The sequence below is a fragment of the Ramlibacter agri genome (assembly GCF_012927085.1).
Lineage (GTDB): Bacteria > Pseudomonadota > Gammaproteobacteria > Burkholderiales > Burkholderiaceae_C > Ramlibacter > Ramlibacter agri.
Window position 1 is genome coordinate 3,417,727 of record NZ_JABBFX010000001.1, and the last position, 13,499, is coordinate 3,431,225.

General features: G+C 70.1%; 18 protein-coding genes. 13 read left to right on the forward strand and 5 right to left on the reverse strand.

Going from position 1 to position 13,499, the window contains the following annotated elements; translation table 11 throughout:
• Positions 1-24 precede the first annotated feature (24 nt).
• A complete protein-coding gene (locus HHL11_RS16650) occupies positions 25-2,058 on the forward strand; it encodes a penicillin-binding protein 1A (RefSeq protein WP_169419453.1) in 2,034 nt (677 codons plus the stop codon).
• Here the strand turns inward: HHL11_RS16650 and HHL11_RS16655 are convergent.
• Positions 2,018-2,644 carry a 3'-5' exonuclease gene (locus HHL11_RS16655; protein ID WP_342593225.1) on the reverse strand — a complete coding sequence of 209 codons (627 nt, stop codon included), beginning with the start codon at positions 2,642-2,644 and terminating at the stop codon, positions 2,018-2,020. The genes HHL11_RS16650 and HHL11_RS16655 overlap by 41 nt on opposite strands.
• 26 nt (positions 2,645-2,670) lie before the next feature.
• Here HHL11_RS16655 and HHL11_RS16660 point away from each other — a divergent pair, with 26 nt between their 5' ends.
• The 6 genes from HHL11_RS16660 to HHL11_RS16685 all read left to right on the forward strand — a co-directional run bounded on the left by HHL11_RS16660 (position 2,671) and on the right by HHL11_RS16685 (position 7,217).
• The gene (locus tag HHL11_RS16660) at positions 2,671-3,312 is read left to right on the forward strand and encodes a glutathione S-transferase family protein (protein ID WP_169419455.1); all 642 of its coding nucleotides are present in this window, start codon (positions 2,671-2,673) and stop codon (positions 3,310-3,312) included.
• A 9-nt stretch (positions 3,313-3,321) separates the two neighbouring features.
• The gene (locus tag HHL11_RS16665) at positions 3,322-4,110 is read left to right on the forward strand and encodes a 2-keto-4-pentenoate hydratase (RefSeq protein WP_169419456.1); all 789 of its coding nucleotides are present in this window, start codon (positions 3,322-3,324) and stop codon (positions 4,108-4,110) included.
• 128 nt (positions 4,111-4,238) lie between these two features.
• Positions 4,239-4,796 carry a transglutaminase-like domain-containing protein gene (locus HHL11_RS16670; protein WP_342593226.1) on the forward strand — a complete coding sequence of 186 codons (558 nt, stop codon included), beginning with the start codon at positions 4,239-4,241 and terminating at the stop codon, positions 4,794-4,796.
• A gap of 25 nt (positions 4,797-4,821) precedes the next feature.
• Entirely contained in the window at positions 4,822-5,409 is a 588-nt protein-coding gene (locus HHL11_RS16675) for a putative pterin-binding protein (protein WP_169419457.1), read from the forward strand.
• A gap of 72 nt (positions 5,410-5,481) precedes the next feature.
• Entirely contained in the window at positions 5,482-6,528 is a 1,047-nt protein-coding gene (locus tag HHL11_RS16680) for a L,D-transpeptidase family protein (RefSeq protein ID WP_169419458.1), read from the forward strand.
• A complete protein-coding gene (locus HHL11_RS16685) occupies positions 6,525-7,217 on the forward strand; it encodes a M23 family metallopeptidase (protein ID WP_169419459.1) in 693 nt (230 codons plus the stop codon). The genes HHL11_RS16680 and HHL11_RS16685 overlap by 4 nt, the downstream gene beginning before the upstream one ends.
• Before the next feature lie 9 nt (positions 7,218-7,226).
• On the opposite strand, the gene HHL11_RS16690 is transcribed toward HHL11_RS16685, so the two are convergent.
• The gene (locus tag HHL11_RS16690) at positions 7,227-8,474 is read right to left on the reverse strand and encodes a YbfB/YjiJ family MFS transporter (protein ID WP_342593227.1); all 1,248 of its coding nucleotides are present in this window, start codon (positions 8,472-8,474) and stop codon (positions 7,227-7,229) included.
• A 71-nt stretch (positions 8,475-8,545) separates the two neighbouring features.
• Between HHL11_RS16690 and HHL11_RS16695 the strand changes: the two genes are divergently transcribed.
• Positions 8,546-9,448 carry a hypothetical protein gene (locus tag HHL11_RS16695; RefSeq protein WP_169419461.1) on the forward strand — a complete coding sequence of 301 codons (903 nt, stop codon included), beginning with the start codon at positions 8,546-8,548 and terminating at the stop codon, positions 9,446-9,448.
• On the opposite strand, the gene HHL11_RS16700 is transcribed toward HHL11_RS16695, so the two are convergent.
• The gene (locus tag HHL11_RS16700) at positions 9,449-9,886 is read right to left on the reverse strand and encodes a universal stress protein (RefSeq protein ID WP_169419462.1); all 438 of its coding nucleotides are present in this window, start codon (positions 9,884-9,886) and stop codon (positions 9,449-9,451) included. It abuts the gene before it with no gap.
• Between the two features lie 50 nt (positions 9,887-9,936).
• Positions 9,937-10,377, reverse strand: coding sequence for a universal stress protein (locus tag HHL11_RS16705; protein WP_169419463.1), 441 nt, complete (start codon positions 10,375-10,377; stop codon positions 9,937-9,939).
• 155 nt (positions 10,378-10,532) lie between these two features.
• On the opposite strand from HHL11_RS16705, the gene HHL11_RS16710 reads away from it, so the two are divergent.
• The 3 genes from HHL11_RS16710 (at position 10,533) to HHL11_RS16720 (ending at position 12,246) form a co-directional block, all read left to right on the forward strand.
• Entirely contained in the window at positions 10,533-11,156 is a 624-nt protein-coding gene (locus HHL11_RS16710) for an FHA domain-containing protein (protein ID WP_169419464.1), read from the forward strand.
• Positions 11,157-11,171: 15 nt separating this feature from the next.
• Positions 11,172-11,870 (forward strand): hypothetical protein, encoded by a 699-nt coding sequence (locus HHL11_RS16715; protein ID WP_169419465.1) that lies wholly within the window; start codon positions 11,172-11,174, stop codon positions 11,868-11,870.
• A 61-nt stretch (positions 11,871-11,931) separates the two neighbouring features.
• Complete coding sequence (locus HHL11_RS16720) at positions 11,932-12,246, forward strand: hypothetical protein (RefSeq protein WP_169419466.1); 315 nt, start codon at positions 11,932-11,934, stop codon at positions 12,244-12,246.
• Here the strand turns inward: HHL11_RS16720 and thpR are convergent.
• Positions 12,231-12,737, reverse strand: a complete 507-nt coding sequence (gene thpR, locus HHL11_RS16725) for an RNA 2',3'-cyclic phosphodiesterase (protein WP_169419467.1) — start codon at positions 12,735-12,737, stop codon at positions 12,231-12,233. The two genes, HHL11_RS16720 and thpR, sit on opposite strands and share 16 nt — an antisense overlap.
• A gap of 117 nt (positions 12,738-12,854) precedes the next feature.
• On the opposite strand from thpR, the gene HHL11_RS16730 reads away from it, so the two are divergent.
• Positions 12,855-13,232 (forward strand): hypothetical protein, encoded by a 378-nt coding sequence (locus tag HHL11_RS16730; RefSeq protein WP_169419468.1) that lies wholly within the window; start codon positions 12,855-12,857, stop codon positions 13,230-13,232.
• A gap of 3 nt (positions 13,233-13,235) precedes the next feature.
• Positions 13,236-13,499, forward strand: coding sequence for a DUF5985 family protein (locus HHL11_RS16735; protein WP_169419469.1), 264 nt, complete (start codon positions 13,236-13,238; stop codon positions 13,497-13,499).

The window sequence follows — 13,499 nt, forward strand, 5'->3', positions numbered from 1 at the left end:
GGACCCTGACTGGATTTGCTTCGCATGATTCCTGCCCTCGCGCAGGCCCGCGCCTGGGCCGCCGAACGCTGGCACCGCTTCGCGGCGTGGGTGCGCCTGCACCCCGCGCTCGCCGCCCTGATCCTCCCCGCTCTCGTGCTGGCCTACGTGCTGGTGCTGATCCCGTTCACGCCCGGCATCTCCGACCTGCGCAAGGCCAAGTCCGAAGTGCCCACGGTGGTGCTGTCGGCCGACGGCGTCGTGCTGGCCGAATACAAGCGCCTGAACCGCGAGTGGGTGCCGCTGGAGCGCATCTCGCCCTATGTGATCGATGCGCTGATCGCCACCGAGGACCACCGCTTCTACGAGCACCACGGGCTGGACCTGCGGCGCACGGTGGGCGCGCTGTGGGCGACGCTGCGCGGCGGCCGCCAGGGCGGCTCCACGATCACGCAGCAGCTCGCGCGCAACATGTTTCCCGAGGAGATCGGCCGCGCGCCCACCCTCAACCGCAAGGTGAAGGAGGCGATCACCGCGCTGAAGATCGAGTCGATCTACTCCAAGAAGGAGATCCTCGAGACCTACCTCAACACGGTCCCCTTCCTGTACAACGCGTTCGGCATCGAGATGGCCGCGCGCACCTATTTCGACCGCTCGGCCGACCAGCTGGACGTGCTGCAGGCAGCCACCCTGATCGGCATGCTGAAGGGCACGGCCTACTACAACCCGGTGCTGAACCCGGACCGCGCGGTGGACCGCCGCAACACGGTGCTGGCGCAGATGGCCAAGCGCGGCAAGCTGACGCCCGCGCGCGCCGAGGCGCTGGCGGCGCAGCCGATGCGGCTCGATTTCGAGCGCCAGCCGGAGCAGGTGGGCATCGCCCCGCACCTGGCGCAGACCTTGCGCAAGTGGCTGATCGCCTGGGCCGACCGCGAGGACTACGACATCTACGCCGACGGCCTGGTGGTGCACACGACCATCGACTCGCGGTTGCAGCGCGCCGCCAACCAGGCGGTGGCGCGCCAGCTGCGGCCGCTGCAGGACATCGTCGACCGCTCGCGCGGGCGCGGCGACGACAAGCTGGCCTTGCAGGCCGGTTTCCTGGCACTGGACCCGCGCACGGCGCAGGTGCGCGCCTGGGTCGGCAGCCCCGATTTCGCCAGCGAGCCCTTCGACCACGTGAACCAGGCGCGGCGCCAGCCGGGTTCCACTTTCAAGCCCTTCGTCTACGGCGCGGCGTTCGAGCAGGGCATGAGCCCGGACGACACCTTCCTCGACCAGCAGCTGCAGATCCGCGACGGCAAGTCCGTGTGGAGTCCCAGCGACCCGGAGCCGCCGACCAACCAGCCCATGAGCTTGCGTGACGGCCTCGTGCATTCGCGCAACCGCATCACGGCGCAGGTGATGCAGAAGGTCGGGCCGCCGCGCGTGGCCGAACTCGCCTACCAGCTGGGCGTGCGCGAAAGCAAGCTCGATCCCGTGCCTTCGCTGGCGCTGGGCACCAGCCCGGTGACCCTGCGCGAGATGGTCTCGGCCTACGGCACGCTCGCCAACAACGGCCGCTACATCGGCGAGCCGCAGGTGGTGACGCGGGTGGAGGACCGCAAGGGCACTCTGCTCATGAGCTTCGCCGCGCCCAAGCCGCAGCAGGTGATGCAGAAGCCGCTGGCCTTGAAGCTGGTCAACGTCATGCGCGGCGTGGTGGACGAGGGCACCGGCACTGCGATCCGCTCGCGCTGGGGCATCCAGGCCGACGTGGCCGGCAAGACCGGCACCACGCAGGAGAACACCGACGGCTGGTTCATCCTGATGCACCCGCAGCTGGTAGCCGGCGCCTGGGTCGGCTTCGACGACGCCCGCATCGCCATGGGCGACAGCTGGGGACCGGGAGCGCGCAGCGCCTTGCCGATCGTGGGCGACTTCTTCACCCAGGCGCTGCGCATGCACGCCGTCGACAGCCGGGTGGAATTCGACATCCCGCGGCCGAAGCCGAGGCCGCGCGAGCCCACGAGCCCGGGCGACGCCATGCAGGGCGTGATCAACGACCTGCTGGGGCGGCTGATGAAAATGATCCAGTGACCGCGAGCGCCTGATACACCCGCAACGCCGCCCACGCATCGTTGGCGGCGTACAGCACCTGCTGCTGCGTCAATTGCCGGTTGGCCCAGTTCGAGGTCGCGGCGCGCTTGGACTTCAGGTAGCGGCGCTCGAACAGCACCGCCACTGCGGCCTTGATCCCCATCTGCCGGCGGTAGCCCCGCTGGCGGAACAAGGTGTCCAGGTCCAGCACGTCCTGCGGCTCGACGCCCAGCTTGTGCGTGATGCGGCGCTTGTCGTCGTGCAGGCCGAACCCCGCCTTGACGATGCCGGTCCGCGCGAGCAGGGCGCCGGCAATGGCGCGGCAGCCGGGGTCGTGCAGCTGGAACACGTAGGCGCGGTCCAGGGTAGCCAGCTGCACCGTGTGCGGGCCGTCGGAGGCCTCGCCGGCGACGAAGGTGGGACGCGACTCCGTGTCGAAGCCCCAGACCGGTTCGCGGGCCAGCGCGGCGGCGGCCGCTTCGGCATGCGTTACGCTGGCGACAATCTCGATGCGGTCCAGTCCGATACGCTCGAAGGGCTCCAGCAGCGCGATCTCTTCGGGGGCGGGCATGGTGGGCGACTGCATGGACGCGAGCATACAAGGAGACAACGATGATCCGACTGCACGGGCTGGCCTACAGCAACTACTACAACAAGGCGAAGATGGCCTTGCTCGAAAAGGGCGTGGCCTTCGAGGAGGTGGCCACGGCCATCCACGGCGATGATCCGGAAGTGCTGGCGTCCTCGCCGCTGGCCAAGATCCCCTTCCTCACGCTGGAGCTGGGCGGGCTGTGCGAGAGCTCGGCCATCCTGGAATACCTCGAAGCGGCGTACCCCACGCCGCCGCTGCTGCCGGCCGATGCGTATGCGGCGGCCAAGGTGCGCGAGCTCGCGATCTTCATCGACTGGCACCTGGAGATGGCGGCGCGCCAGCTCTATCCCAGCGCCTTCTTCGGCGCCGCGCCGCTCAGCGACGGCAACAAGGCTCGCATCCGGCGCGAGATCGAGCAGAAGGCCGAGGCCTTCGCGCGGCTGGCGAAGTTCGCGCCCTATGTCGCTGGCGACAGCTTCACGCTGGCCGACTGCTGCGCCTTCAACAGCCTGCCGCTGGTCGGCATGGCCACGCGCGCGATCTATGGCGAGGACTTGCTGGCTCCGATCGTCAACTACAAGGCTTACATCCAGTTCATCGGCGAGCGATCGAGCGCGCAGAAGGTGGTGGCGGATCGCAAGATCGCCATGGCTTCCCGTTAAATTAGCGCCATGACGCCCGAACAATTGCTGCGCCACTACGACGCCGCCAGCCTCTGGAGCGGTGGCTGCGGCCTGTCCATGCCCGAAGGCTACGAGCGCGCGCTCAGCGTGCGCGAACTGCGCATCCGCCGCGGCGAGCAGCCGCGCGGCTACAAGGTCGGTTTCACCAACCGCGGCATCTGGCCCCGCTACGGCGTGGACGCGCCGATCTGGGGCACGGTGTACGACACCACGCTCAGCTTCTGCGAGGACGTGGGCGAGGTCTGGCTCGCCGGCACCTGCCAGCCGCGGCTGGAGCCCGAGTGCGTGCTGGGGCTTGCGGCCACGCCACCGGCCCGGGCGACGCTGGACGACCTGCGCAAGTGCATCGCCTGGATCGCCCCTGGCTTCGAGATCGTGCAGTGCCACCTGCCGGACTGGAAGTTCAGCGCCTCGGCCGACACGGTGGCCGACGGCGGCCTGCATGCCCGCCTGGTCGTGGGCCGCAAGGTGGACGCCTCCACGCTGCCCGCTGACGCCGCCGGCTTCGAGGCCGTGCTCGCCGGCGCGCGCGTCACGCTGTCCCGCGACGCGCAGAAGGTGGACCAGGGCGTAGGCGCCAACGTGCTCGATGGCCCGCTGCATGCGCTGCTGCATTTCGTCAATGCGCTGCGCGACTGCCCCGGCGCGCCCGACCTGCAGGCCGGCGACGTCGTCACCACCGGCACCTGGACCGATGCCTGGCCGGTGTTGCCGGGCGAATTCTGGCGCGCGGAGTTCAGCGCGCCGCTGCCGACTCTTTCGATCCGCTTTTCCTGAAACGATGACCGCTCCGCTGCCCGAGGACTGCCTCGCCTCCACCCCGCTGATCGACAGCGCGCACCCCGAGGTCCGCGCCTTCGCGCTGCGCCAACGACACCGAGCGCGCCATCGCGCTGTACTACGCCGTGCGCGACGGCTTCCGCTACGACCCTTACCGCATCGACCTGCGGCCCGAAGGCATGCGCGCCAGCGCGGTGGTCGCGGCCGGCTACGGCTGGTGCGTGCCCAAGGCCGGCCTGCTCGCGGCCGTGGCGCGCGCCGCCGGCATCCCGGCCCGCGTGGGCTATGCCGACGTGCGCAACCACCTGTCGACCGAGCGCATGCGCGCCACCATGACGACCGACGTCTTCATCTGGCACGGCTACACCGAGCTCTGGCTGGCTGGCGCCTGGCGCAAGGCCACGCCCGCCTTCAACGTGGAGCTGTGCGAGCGCTTCGGCCTGCACCCGCTGGAGTTCGACGGTCGCAGCGATTCGATCTACCACCCGTTCGACCGGGCCGGCAACCGGCACATGGAATACCTGAACGACCGCGGCAGCTTCGTCGAAGTGCCGCTGGAGACGATCGTCACCGACTTCCGCGTCACCTACCCGGGCTGGCTGCGCGGCGCCGAGACGGCCATCTCCCTGGCGCAGGCGGATTTCCAGGCGGACGTTGCGCAGGAGCCCGGCACGACCCTATGATGCGCCGCTTCAAGGAGAAGAACGAATGGACAAGCGCCAGTTCCTCGCTGCGGCCACGCTCGGGGCCGCTGCTCTCCCTGCCCTCGCGCAGGGCGGCAACTCGCCCAAGGGCCAGCGCGGCCCGACGCTGCTGACCGTCACCGGCGCCGGCGTCAAGCCGAACCGGGGTCCCTTCGACCCCGTGCTGGACCAGATGATGGGCAAGCAGAAGCTCACCTTCGACAAGGCCCACGCTTTCGACTTCGCCACGTTGGCGGCCATGAAGCCCGTCGAGATCCGGCCCACGCTCGAATACGACAGCAAGCCGCACCGGCTCTCCGGCCCGCTGCTGGCCGACGTGCTGGCGGCGGCCGGCGTGAAGGGCGAGGGCGGCAAGCTCGCGATGCGGGCCGTGGACGGCTACGCTCCGGTGCAGACACTGGCCGACGTCCGCAAGTACCGCTTCATCCTGGCGACGCATCTCGATGGCCAGCCGATGCCGCTGGGCGGCCTCGGTCCGCTGTGGGCCCTGTTCGACGTCGACCGCGTTCCCGAATTCGCCGCCAAGCCGCTGGACCAGCGCTTCGCCAATCTGCCCTGGGCGCTGTTCCACATCGACGTGCAAGCCGGCTGAGCCGCCTGGGCCTACCGCGGCCGTCGCCGCGCGACTACAAGCACCCCGGGGCGGGTGGCGCTACGGTGGGGTATGCACAGAAGAAGCATCCTCTCGCTGGGCCTGGCGGTCGCTGTCGCGGCTGCGGCCCCGTTCGCGCAGGCGAAGACGCAGCATCACGGCCACGCCAGCGCGCAACGCCCGGCGTCCGCCGTGGTGACGCCGTACCCGGCCGATCCCACGCAGCACATGAACCAGCTCAATGGCGACACGTCTGCGCCGGTGCTGGCCGAAGGCGCCAAGGGCCCGGCCGTCGTGCGCGCGCAGGTGATGCTGGATCGCGCGTGGTTCTCGCCGGGCGAGATCGACGGCGTGTTCAGCACGAACATGAAGCACGCCGTCGCGGCCTTCCAGCTCGCGCGCGGGCTGCCCACGAGTGGGCGCATCGACGCAGCAACCTGGGGCGCGCTGGGGCAGCAGCAGGCGCCGGTGTTCGGCACCTACGTGGTGACGCCGCAGGACATGGCCGGCCCTTACGTGAAGATCCCGGACGACCCGGTGGAGGAATCCAGGCTGCCGACGCTCGGCTACCAGAACCCGGAGGAGGCGCTGGGCGAGCGCTTCCACGTCAGCCCCAGGCTGCTGGCCGCTTTGAACAAGGACCGCCCGCTGCGTGAAGGCCAGATGATCGTCGTGCCCGACGTGCTGAAGGCGCAGGCGCTGGCCGGCAAGGCCACCGGCATCCGCATCGCCAAGTCCGAGCGGATGCTGTACCTTCTCGGTGAAGGCGACAAGGTGATCGGCGCCTTCCCGGTGAGCTTCGGCGGCGCCGAGAACCCGCTCCAGCCCGGGCAGATGTCCATCGTGACCAAGGTGATGAACCCGAACTACAGCTACGACCCCAGCCTGCTGAAGAACCCCAAGGCCGACGAGAAGCTGCGCCTGCCGCCCGGTCCCAACAACCCGGTCGGCGTGGTGTGGCTGGGCCTGAGCAAGGAGCACTGGGGCATCCACGGCACCGCGGAACCCTCGCAGATGGCGCGGGTGCAGACCAATGGCTGCGTGCGCCTGACCAACTGGGACGTGTCGCGGCTCGCGACCGTCGCGGACAAGGGCATGGCGGTGGACGTGCAGGCATGAAGCTGCGGCACGTCGCCATCGCCGCCGGCGTGCTGCTCGCGCTGCAAGGCTGCGAACGCGCGCCGGTGCGCACCACCGTGTACCGGCAGCCGCAGGAGCAGCAGCAGCCCGCTGCGCAGGCACCGGCCGCGCAAGCGCCGGCGCCCTCCGCTGCGGCTCCCACGCCGCCGCCGCACGAAGCGATCACGATGGCCGTGCCGGGCGATGCCGCCGGCGTCGAGATGCTCTCGCACCGCACGCTGCGGCTGCCGGTGCAAGGCGTGCCGGCGTCGGCCCTGGTCGACACCTACAGCCAGTCGCGCGGCACGCATCCGCACGAGGCCATCGACATCCTGGCGCCGCGCGGCACGCCGGTGGTGGCGGTGGACGACGGCACGATCGTGAAGCTGTTCAACAGCAAGCCGGGCGGCATCACCGTCTACGAGTTCGATCCGGACGGCCGGCTCAGCTACTACTACGCGCACCTGGACCGCTATGCGGAGGGCCTGCACGAAGGCATGCAGGTCAAGCGCGGTGACCTCCTGGGTTACGTGGGCAGCACCGGCAATGCCGACGCCAGGACGCCGCACCTGCACTTTGCCGTGTTCAAGTTGGGGCCGGAGAAGCGCTGGTGGGAAGGCACGCCGGTCAATCCCTATTCAGCGCTGCGTGACGCAGAACCCGCAGGCACGGTCACCGCGAGCCGTTGACTCCCGGAGTTACCTGGGGTGGGCAGATCCGCTGCGCACCGGATACACACAGGCGAGCAGCAGGTACAAGCCCGCCCCCACCAGCAACGCCCCGGTCGCGCACCACAGGGATTGCGTGAAGCCCGCCGCCGTGCTGGACGCATGTGCCACCAGCACCGCGGCGATCGGCGGCCCGACCATCTGGCCCAGGCCCCACAGCACGGTCAGCAGCCCCATGAAGCTGGTCGGATGCTGCGGCCGCAGCCGGCGCGCCTCCTGCATGGCGAAGAACGTGATCGCGGTAAAAGGCAGGCCCAGCAGCACACTGCCGATGGCGAAGCCCGCCAGCGTTGGGCTCACCAGGCTGGCGGCGACGCCGATCGCCTGGATCACGTAGCAGGCCGCCAGCCGCAGCCGCTGGTCACCGGGGCCACGCAGCCGCGAGGCCGCGAGCGCGCCCAGGATCACGCCGACGCCGAACAGCGGCCAGAACAGGTCCAGCCAGCGCGAGCCGGGCAAGGTCAGGCGCGCGATCACCGGCAGGAAGGTGGCCGTGACGATGTAGCCCAGCCCGGCCAGGCTGTAGGCGCCGGCCAGCAGGCCCATCTCGACGACGTCGGCTTCTTCGCCCTTGGCGTTGGCGCCGCTCGCGCTGGTGGCAGCGGGCGCGGGCAGGGCGCGGTGCGCATCGAACACGCGCCAGACCACCACGGTCAGCACCAGCGCCAGCACGCCGAACAGGAACCAGCCGTCCGCCGCCGGTGCATGGGTCGCCACCAGCGCGCTCGCCGCCAGCCCGCTCGTCACGATGCCCAGGCCGGGGCCGACGTAGATCAGCGCGCCCATGGCCGGCACGCCGCGCCGCGCCAGTTGCTCCAGGCACCAGCCGGACGTGTAGAGGAAGACGACCGCGCTCGCCAGCCCGGCGGCGAAGCGCCACCAGGCCCAGGCCGCGGGCCAGGGCAGTGCCATGGCGGCCGTGACCAGCGCCGTGGCGACCAGGCCGCCGCGGATCAGGGTCGGCCCGTTCAGCGCGACCGACCAGCCCAGCCGCCGCCACAACCAGGGCTGCAAGGTCAGCAGCCCGGCGCCGAGCAGGTAGCCGAAGTAGTTGGAGCTGGCCAGCAGGCTGGCGCCGGGCAGGGTGACGGTGCCCTCGGCCATCATCAGCGGCAGCAGCGGCGTGAACGCGAAGCGGCCGATCCCCATGGCGACGGCGAGCGCGCCCAGGCCGGCCAGCGCGATGGCAAGCGGTCGGAAGGATGAGGCAGCGTGCACGGGGCGCAAGTGTCGCATGTCTCGTCAGGGTTCCGGGTAAAAGCTATGGACCGACCGGTTAGCATTGGCGCATGAAGATCCTGCTCGCCTTGCGCCCCTGCAGTTCGGCGCTGGCGCACCGCGTGGCGGCCGACCCCGGGTTGGCCAAGGCGCTCGGTGCCAAGCCGAACCCCGGTATCGGCTTCGTCTTTCCCAAGTTCTTCGACGCGAGCGGCCCGGTGCTGGGTCGCCTGCTGGAGCTGGCCGAGGGCGAGTCCCTCAGCTTCATCCGCGACGTGCAGTGCTCGCCGGCCGAGATCGAGGCCAGCGCGCATTTCGAGGCGATCAGCCGCTCCAACGTGGGCCAGAGCCGCGCCGATTCCAAGGCCACCATGGCGGCCTACCACCAGGACAGCCTGCACGCCACCGCCAGCCGCTGGCAGGTGCGGCTGCCGCAGCGCATCTACCTGAGCAAGCCGGTCGCCGGCAGCGCGATCACCCACGTCGATCAATGGACCGGCGAATACGTCCTGGGCACGCAGGCGGCACAGGCCTTGCGTGACAGCGACCTGACCGGCTTCGAGCTGCGTCCCGTGCTGCATCACAAGCCGGAAACGCCGGCTGATGCCGCGGAACACCTGGTCGCGCGCGAGCTGCTGCCCGCTGCGCTGGAGGACCGCACCACCTTCGAGACCTTCGACGACGGCCCGCGCCAGCCGTCCACGCCGCGCCGCTACGGCCTGCTGACCTACCCGGCTGGCGCGCTGGCCGCGAGCCCGGACCTGGCGCGTACCGCCGAGCCCTGGGGCGCCTGGCGCACGCCGGCGTGGGTGGTCAGCCAGCGCACGCGGCAGCTGTTCGACAGCGCGCAGATCCGCGGCTGGAAGTTCCAGCCGGTGCTGCAGGCGGACAGCCGCTTGCACCGCGAGCATTCGCAGCGCTGGGAAGACGTGCTGGCGAAACTGCAGCAGGCCGGCGCGTCGGTGATCGCCTGATCAGCGCGCGACCAGCACCGGCACCGGCGACTCCGCCACGACTTTCGACGCGACGCTGCCCAGCATCAGCCGGGCCAGGCCGGTGCGGCCGTGGGAACCGACCACCACCAGGTCGACGCCGTCCTCGCGCGCCGCGCGGGTGATGCCGTCCGGTGCGGTCGTGTCCTCGACCAGCTTCGGGTGGAAGTCGACCGCGGGCGAGGCCGCCGCGCAGAGCGCCTGCACCTTGCCGTGCGCTTCGCCGGCGAGTTCCATGGCCGAAGCCATGAAGTTCTTGAAGGCCGTCGGGCTCTCCTCGCCCAGGCCGAATTCAGGGTAGTCGACGACGAACAGCGCCGTCAGCCGCGCGCCGTGCACGCGGGCCAGGTTGACTGCGAGCTTGGCGGCGCCTTCGGAAGCGGCGGAGCCGTCGGTGGCGATCAGGATGTGCTTGAACATGGTGCCCCCATGGTCGGCGGCGCGAGCCGCCTTGGTTTGAGCTGGATCAATCAGCGAACGACCAGCACGGGCATCGTAGCCTCGGCCAGCACGCGCGTGGTGACGCTGCCCAGGACCAGCTTGCGCAGCGCGCCGTGGCCATGCGAGCCGATCACGATCAGGTCCGCCTTCTCGTCGCGTGCGCATTGCGCGATGCCATGCGCGGCCGTGGCCTCCTCGACGATGCGGGTTTCCAGCATGAGCGGCGCGCCGCCGTCATCGGCCAGTTCCGCCGCGCGAGCCAGCGCCTTGCCGGCGTGCGTATGGGCCGCGGCGATGTAGGCCTGGAAACCGAGCGGGTTGGCCTGCCCGATGCCGAGATAGGGATAGGGGTCGACCACGTTGACCGCGGTCAGCCGCGCGCCGTTCGTGCGCGCCAGTTCGATGGCGGTGCGGGTGGCCTGGTCGCAGGCGGCGGAGCCGTCGGTGGCCAGCAGGATGTGCTTGAACATGGGGAAGCCTCCAGCCTGGCGGGTTCGAAACGCCAGAGTAGGCGCACGGCCCGCGCCCGTCAATGGACCACGCGGACCGGGCGTGTCCGCTTGATGAGGCCCAGCGGCGGCGCTAGCATGGTCCGCGAGCCGCGCGATGCGGCGCGGAGGTGCAGATGCCGCAACTGATAGCGAGCGTGAAGGGTGTCGAGGTCAAGCACGTCTACCTCACGAAGAACCGCACTACGCTCGGGCGCAAGCCGGGCAACGACATCGTGCTGGACACGATGGTCGTGAGCGGTCAGCACTGCGCGTTCGACCTGGTCGGCGTGGCCGACGTCTTCCTGCAGGACCTGGGCAGCACCAACGGCACTTACGTCAACGACCACATGGTGCGCGAAAGGACCCGCCTGAGCGACGGCGACGTCATCGCCATCGGGCCGTACCGCATCCGCTACCTGCAGGCTTCCGAGGAGCCCACCAGCAGCTTCGGCGAAACCCAGGCCTTCCTGTCCGACAGCATGCTGCAGCCGCAGATGCAGGCGAGCTTCGCCGTGATCTCGGGTTCGTCGGCCGGATTGGAGGTGCCCGTTGTGAAGGCCGTCACCACTTTCGGCCGCCCTGGCGTGTCGGTGGTTTCGGTCGCGCACCGCCGCAACGGTTTCTTCGTGACCCACCTGGCGGGCGAGAGCGTGCCGCTCCTGAACGGCCGGGCCCTCGGAGATGACGCGACGCTGTTGTCGGATCAGGACGTTCTGGACCTGGCGGGCACCCAAATGCGGTTCCAGCTCAGGGAATGAAGCAGAATAAGCCCCATGGGCTTGTTGACTCGCATCTTCGGTAACGGCAGGGAGAGGGAGCCGGGCGGCCCCCCGAGCTCCCAGTTCCACGAGAGCGACAGCACCAGCAACGAGGGCGAAGCCTCGCGCAACGCGCCCCGCCGCGAGCTCGTGCAGGTGATCATGCGCGACACGATGCGCAAGCACGGCATCCCCACCGACTGGATGGAGTGCCGCATCCTGTCCACGGTCAACCGCAGCGGCCGCGCCGGCCTGCACGCCAACTTCGTGATCAAGCAGGCGCACCAGCAGATGCTGTCGTACGTGTTCGCCTTCCAGGACAGCTTCGAGACCGAGCTGGCGCGCTTCGAGCCGCGGGCGCGCGACTGGCTGATGGGCCTGTCCTGGGAATTCCAGGGTCTCCCCACCGGGCTGGCCGCGCAGGCGGCGCTTCCCAGGTCCATCGCCAACCCGGCCGGCACCGGGGCGCCGTTCTCGCTGCCGCCGCTGTCCATGAACGTGCCGCAGGACCGCGCCTTCGCGCCGACCGACGATGCGATGGCGGCGGAGATGCCCAGGTCGGACGAGGAAGTGCAGCGCGACCTGAAGGCGCTGTTCGCCATCCGCGACGCCGCCATGGCGCAGGCGGCACGGCGGCAGGACGCCGACGGTCCGCCGGACTTCGAGAACACCCGTCCCTTCGACGACGACGAGTCGCCCGGCAAGAAGGGCTGAGGCGACGGGCGGGCTGCCGGCCCGGCCTTGCAATGGCCGAGCCAGGCCCCAGGTGGGATGCATGAATACCACCGTACCCAAGAACCTCTTCATGCTGGCCCGCATGCTCGAGCGCCTGGACCGCAGTGCGGCGGCGGTCGACCCGGCCCAGTACCGCGGGGTGGTGGAGCGTCTCAGCGAGCAGCTGCTGCAGGCGCCGCACGATGCGGCCCTGGACGCGGTGCTCGAGGCTTCGCCCGCGACCACGGAGCTGTACGAGAACCTGCAGTACCAGCACGCCGGCCTCTGCCGCTCGCCGCTGGAGCAGGCCCTCAACGCCGAACTCGCGGCCCGCGCCGCCATCGACGCCGCCCGCAAGCCTCAGCCGAAGGCCTGAACCGGCACGTAGCCACCGCCACCCGGCAGCGAGCGCGCCAGCACGTAATCGGGCGCGAGCTGCCAGGCGACCGGCTCGAAAGCCGGCGGCTGCGCGCCCTGGCCCTTGCGCGCCAGCGTCACGTGCGGGCGGTAGGGCCGCGTTTCCACCGGCAGCCCCAGGCGCTCCAGCACCGCGGCCAGGTCTGCATGCAGCGCGGCAAGCGGCGCCGGCACGGTGCCCGCTTCCAGCACCACGATCCCGCCCGGCGAGACTTCGGCCTGGTCCAGTTCCAGCAGGCACCCGTCCCAGCGCGCGGGCAGGGCTTCGCGCAGCGGCTGGATTCTTTCGACGGCGACGTTGCCCAGGAAGTGCAGCGTCACGTGCAGCCGCTCCGGCTGCGTGCGGCGCGCGCCTGCCGGCCAGCGCCACGTGTCCGCCTGGCGCACGATCGCCCCACGTACTTCGGCCGAAGGCCACAATCCGAGGAACAGCCGCCAGCTCTCGTCCATGCAGTGATTGTGGCTGCGCGAAATGCAAGAGCGAACGGATGAGCAGCGTTAACCGCTACATTTGCTCCAATCCAAAATCCGGAAGGCGTGCATCGGGAGCGCGGCCTTCCTTCGACGATGAACAAAGGCGAAGTGCCGGCTGAAGTTCGCCGGTTCATCCTCACCAGCGTTCCTTCCGTGCCCTACCTCGAAGCAGTGCTGCTGTTCCGGGGCGAGCCGGGGCATGCCTGGGACGCCGCGCAGCTGGCGCGGCGGCTGTACCTGCCGGAACGCGCGGCCGGCGAATTGCTGCGCGCGCTGGCCGAGGCCGGCATCGTCGCCGATGCCGGCGACGGGCGGCTGCGCTATGCGCCGTCCAGCGAGTTGCGCGCGGTGATCGACCAGGTGGCGCAAGCGTATGCCGCCGACCTCGTCGCCATCACCGATCTCATTCATTCACGCATCGACCGGCGCGCCCAGCAGTTCGCCGACGCCTTCCGCTTCCGCAAGGATTGAGACGTGCTCGCCCCCCTGATCTACTCCCTCTGTGCGCTCACCTCCATCACGTGCTTCGTGCTGCTGTGGCGCAGCTGGCGGGCCAGCGGCTCGCGGCTCCTGTTCTGGAGCGCGCTGTGCTTCGCCGCGTCCAGCGTCAACAACGTGCTGCTGGTGCTGGACCGGATCGTGTTCCCGGTCGAAGTGGACCTGTTCACCTGGCGGCTGGTCGCCGCGCTCGCCGCCGTGCTGCTGCTGCTGTTCGGGCTGATCTGGGAGGAGGGCTGA

Coding starts and splice junctions, on each gene's coding strand:
- HHL11_RS16650 (WP_169419453.1), top strand. CDS start 25: ATGATTCCTGCCCTCGCGCAGGCCCGCGCCTGGGCCGCCGAACGCTGG.
- HHL11_RS16655 (WP_342593225.1), bottom strand. CDS start 2,644: ATGCAGTCGCCCACCATGCCCGCCCCCGAAGAGATCGCGCTGCTGGAG.
- HHL11_RS16660 (WP_169419455.1), top strand. CDS start 2,671: ATGATCCGACTGCACGGGCTGGCCTACAGCAACTACTACAACAAGGCG.
- HHL11_RS16665 (WP_169419456.1), top strand. CDS start 3,322: ATGACGCCCGAACAATTGCTGCGCCACTACGACGCCGCCAGCCTCTGG.
- HHL11_RS16675 (WP_169419457.1), top strand. CDS start 4,822: ATGGACAAGCGCCAGTTCCTCGCTGCGGCCACGCTCGGGGCCGCTGCT.
- HHL11_RS16680 (WP_169419458.1), top strand. CDS start 5,482: ATGCACAGAAGAAGCATCCTCTCGCTGGGCCTGGCGGTCGCTGTCGCG.
- HHL11_RS16685 (WP_169419459.1), top strand. CDS start 6,525: ATGAAGCTGCGGCACGTCGCCATCGCCGCCGGCGTGCTGCTCGCGCTG.
- HHL11_RS16695 (WP_169419461.1), top strand. CDS start 8,546: ATGAAGATCCTGCTCGCCTTGCGCCCCTGCAGTTCGGCGCTGGCGCAC.
- HHL11_RS16700 (WP_169419462.1), bottom strand. CDS start 9,886: ATGTTCAAGCACATCCTGATCGCCACCGACGGCTCCGCCGCTTCCGAA.
- HHL11_RS16705 (WP_169419463.1), bottom strand. CDS start 10,377: ATGTTCAAGCACATCCTGCTGGCCACCGACGGCTCCGCCGCCTGCGAC.
- HHL11_RS16710 (WP_169419464.1), top strand. CDS start 10,533: ATGCCGCAACTGATAGCGAGCGTGAAGGGTGTCGAGGTCAAGCACGTC.
- HHL11_RS16715 (WP_169419465.1), top strand. CDS start 11,172: ATGGGCTTGTTGACTCGCATCTTCGGTAACGGCAGGGAGAGGGAGCCG.
- HHL11_RS16720 (WP_169419466.1), top strand. CDS start 11,932: ATGAATACCACCGTACCCAAGAACCTCTTCATGCTGGCCCGCATGCTC.
- thpR (WP_169419467.1), bottom strand. CDS start 12,737: ATGGACGAGAGCTGGCGGCTGTTCCTCGGATTGTGGCCTTCGGCCGAA.
- HHL11_RS16730 (WP_169419468.1), top strand. CDS start 12,855: ATGAACAAAGGCGAAGTGCCGGCTGAAGTTCGCCGGTTCATCCTCACC.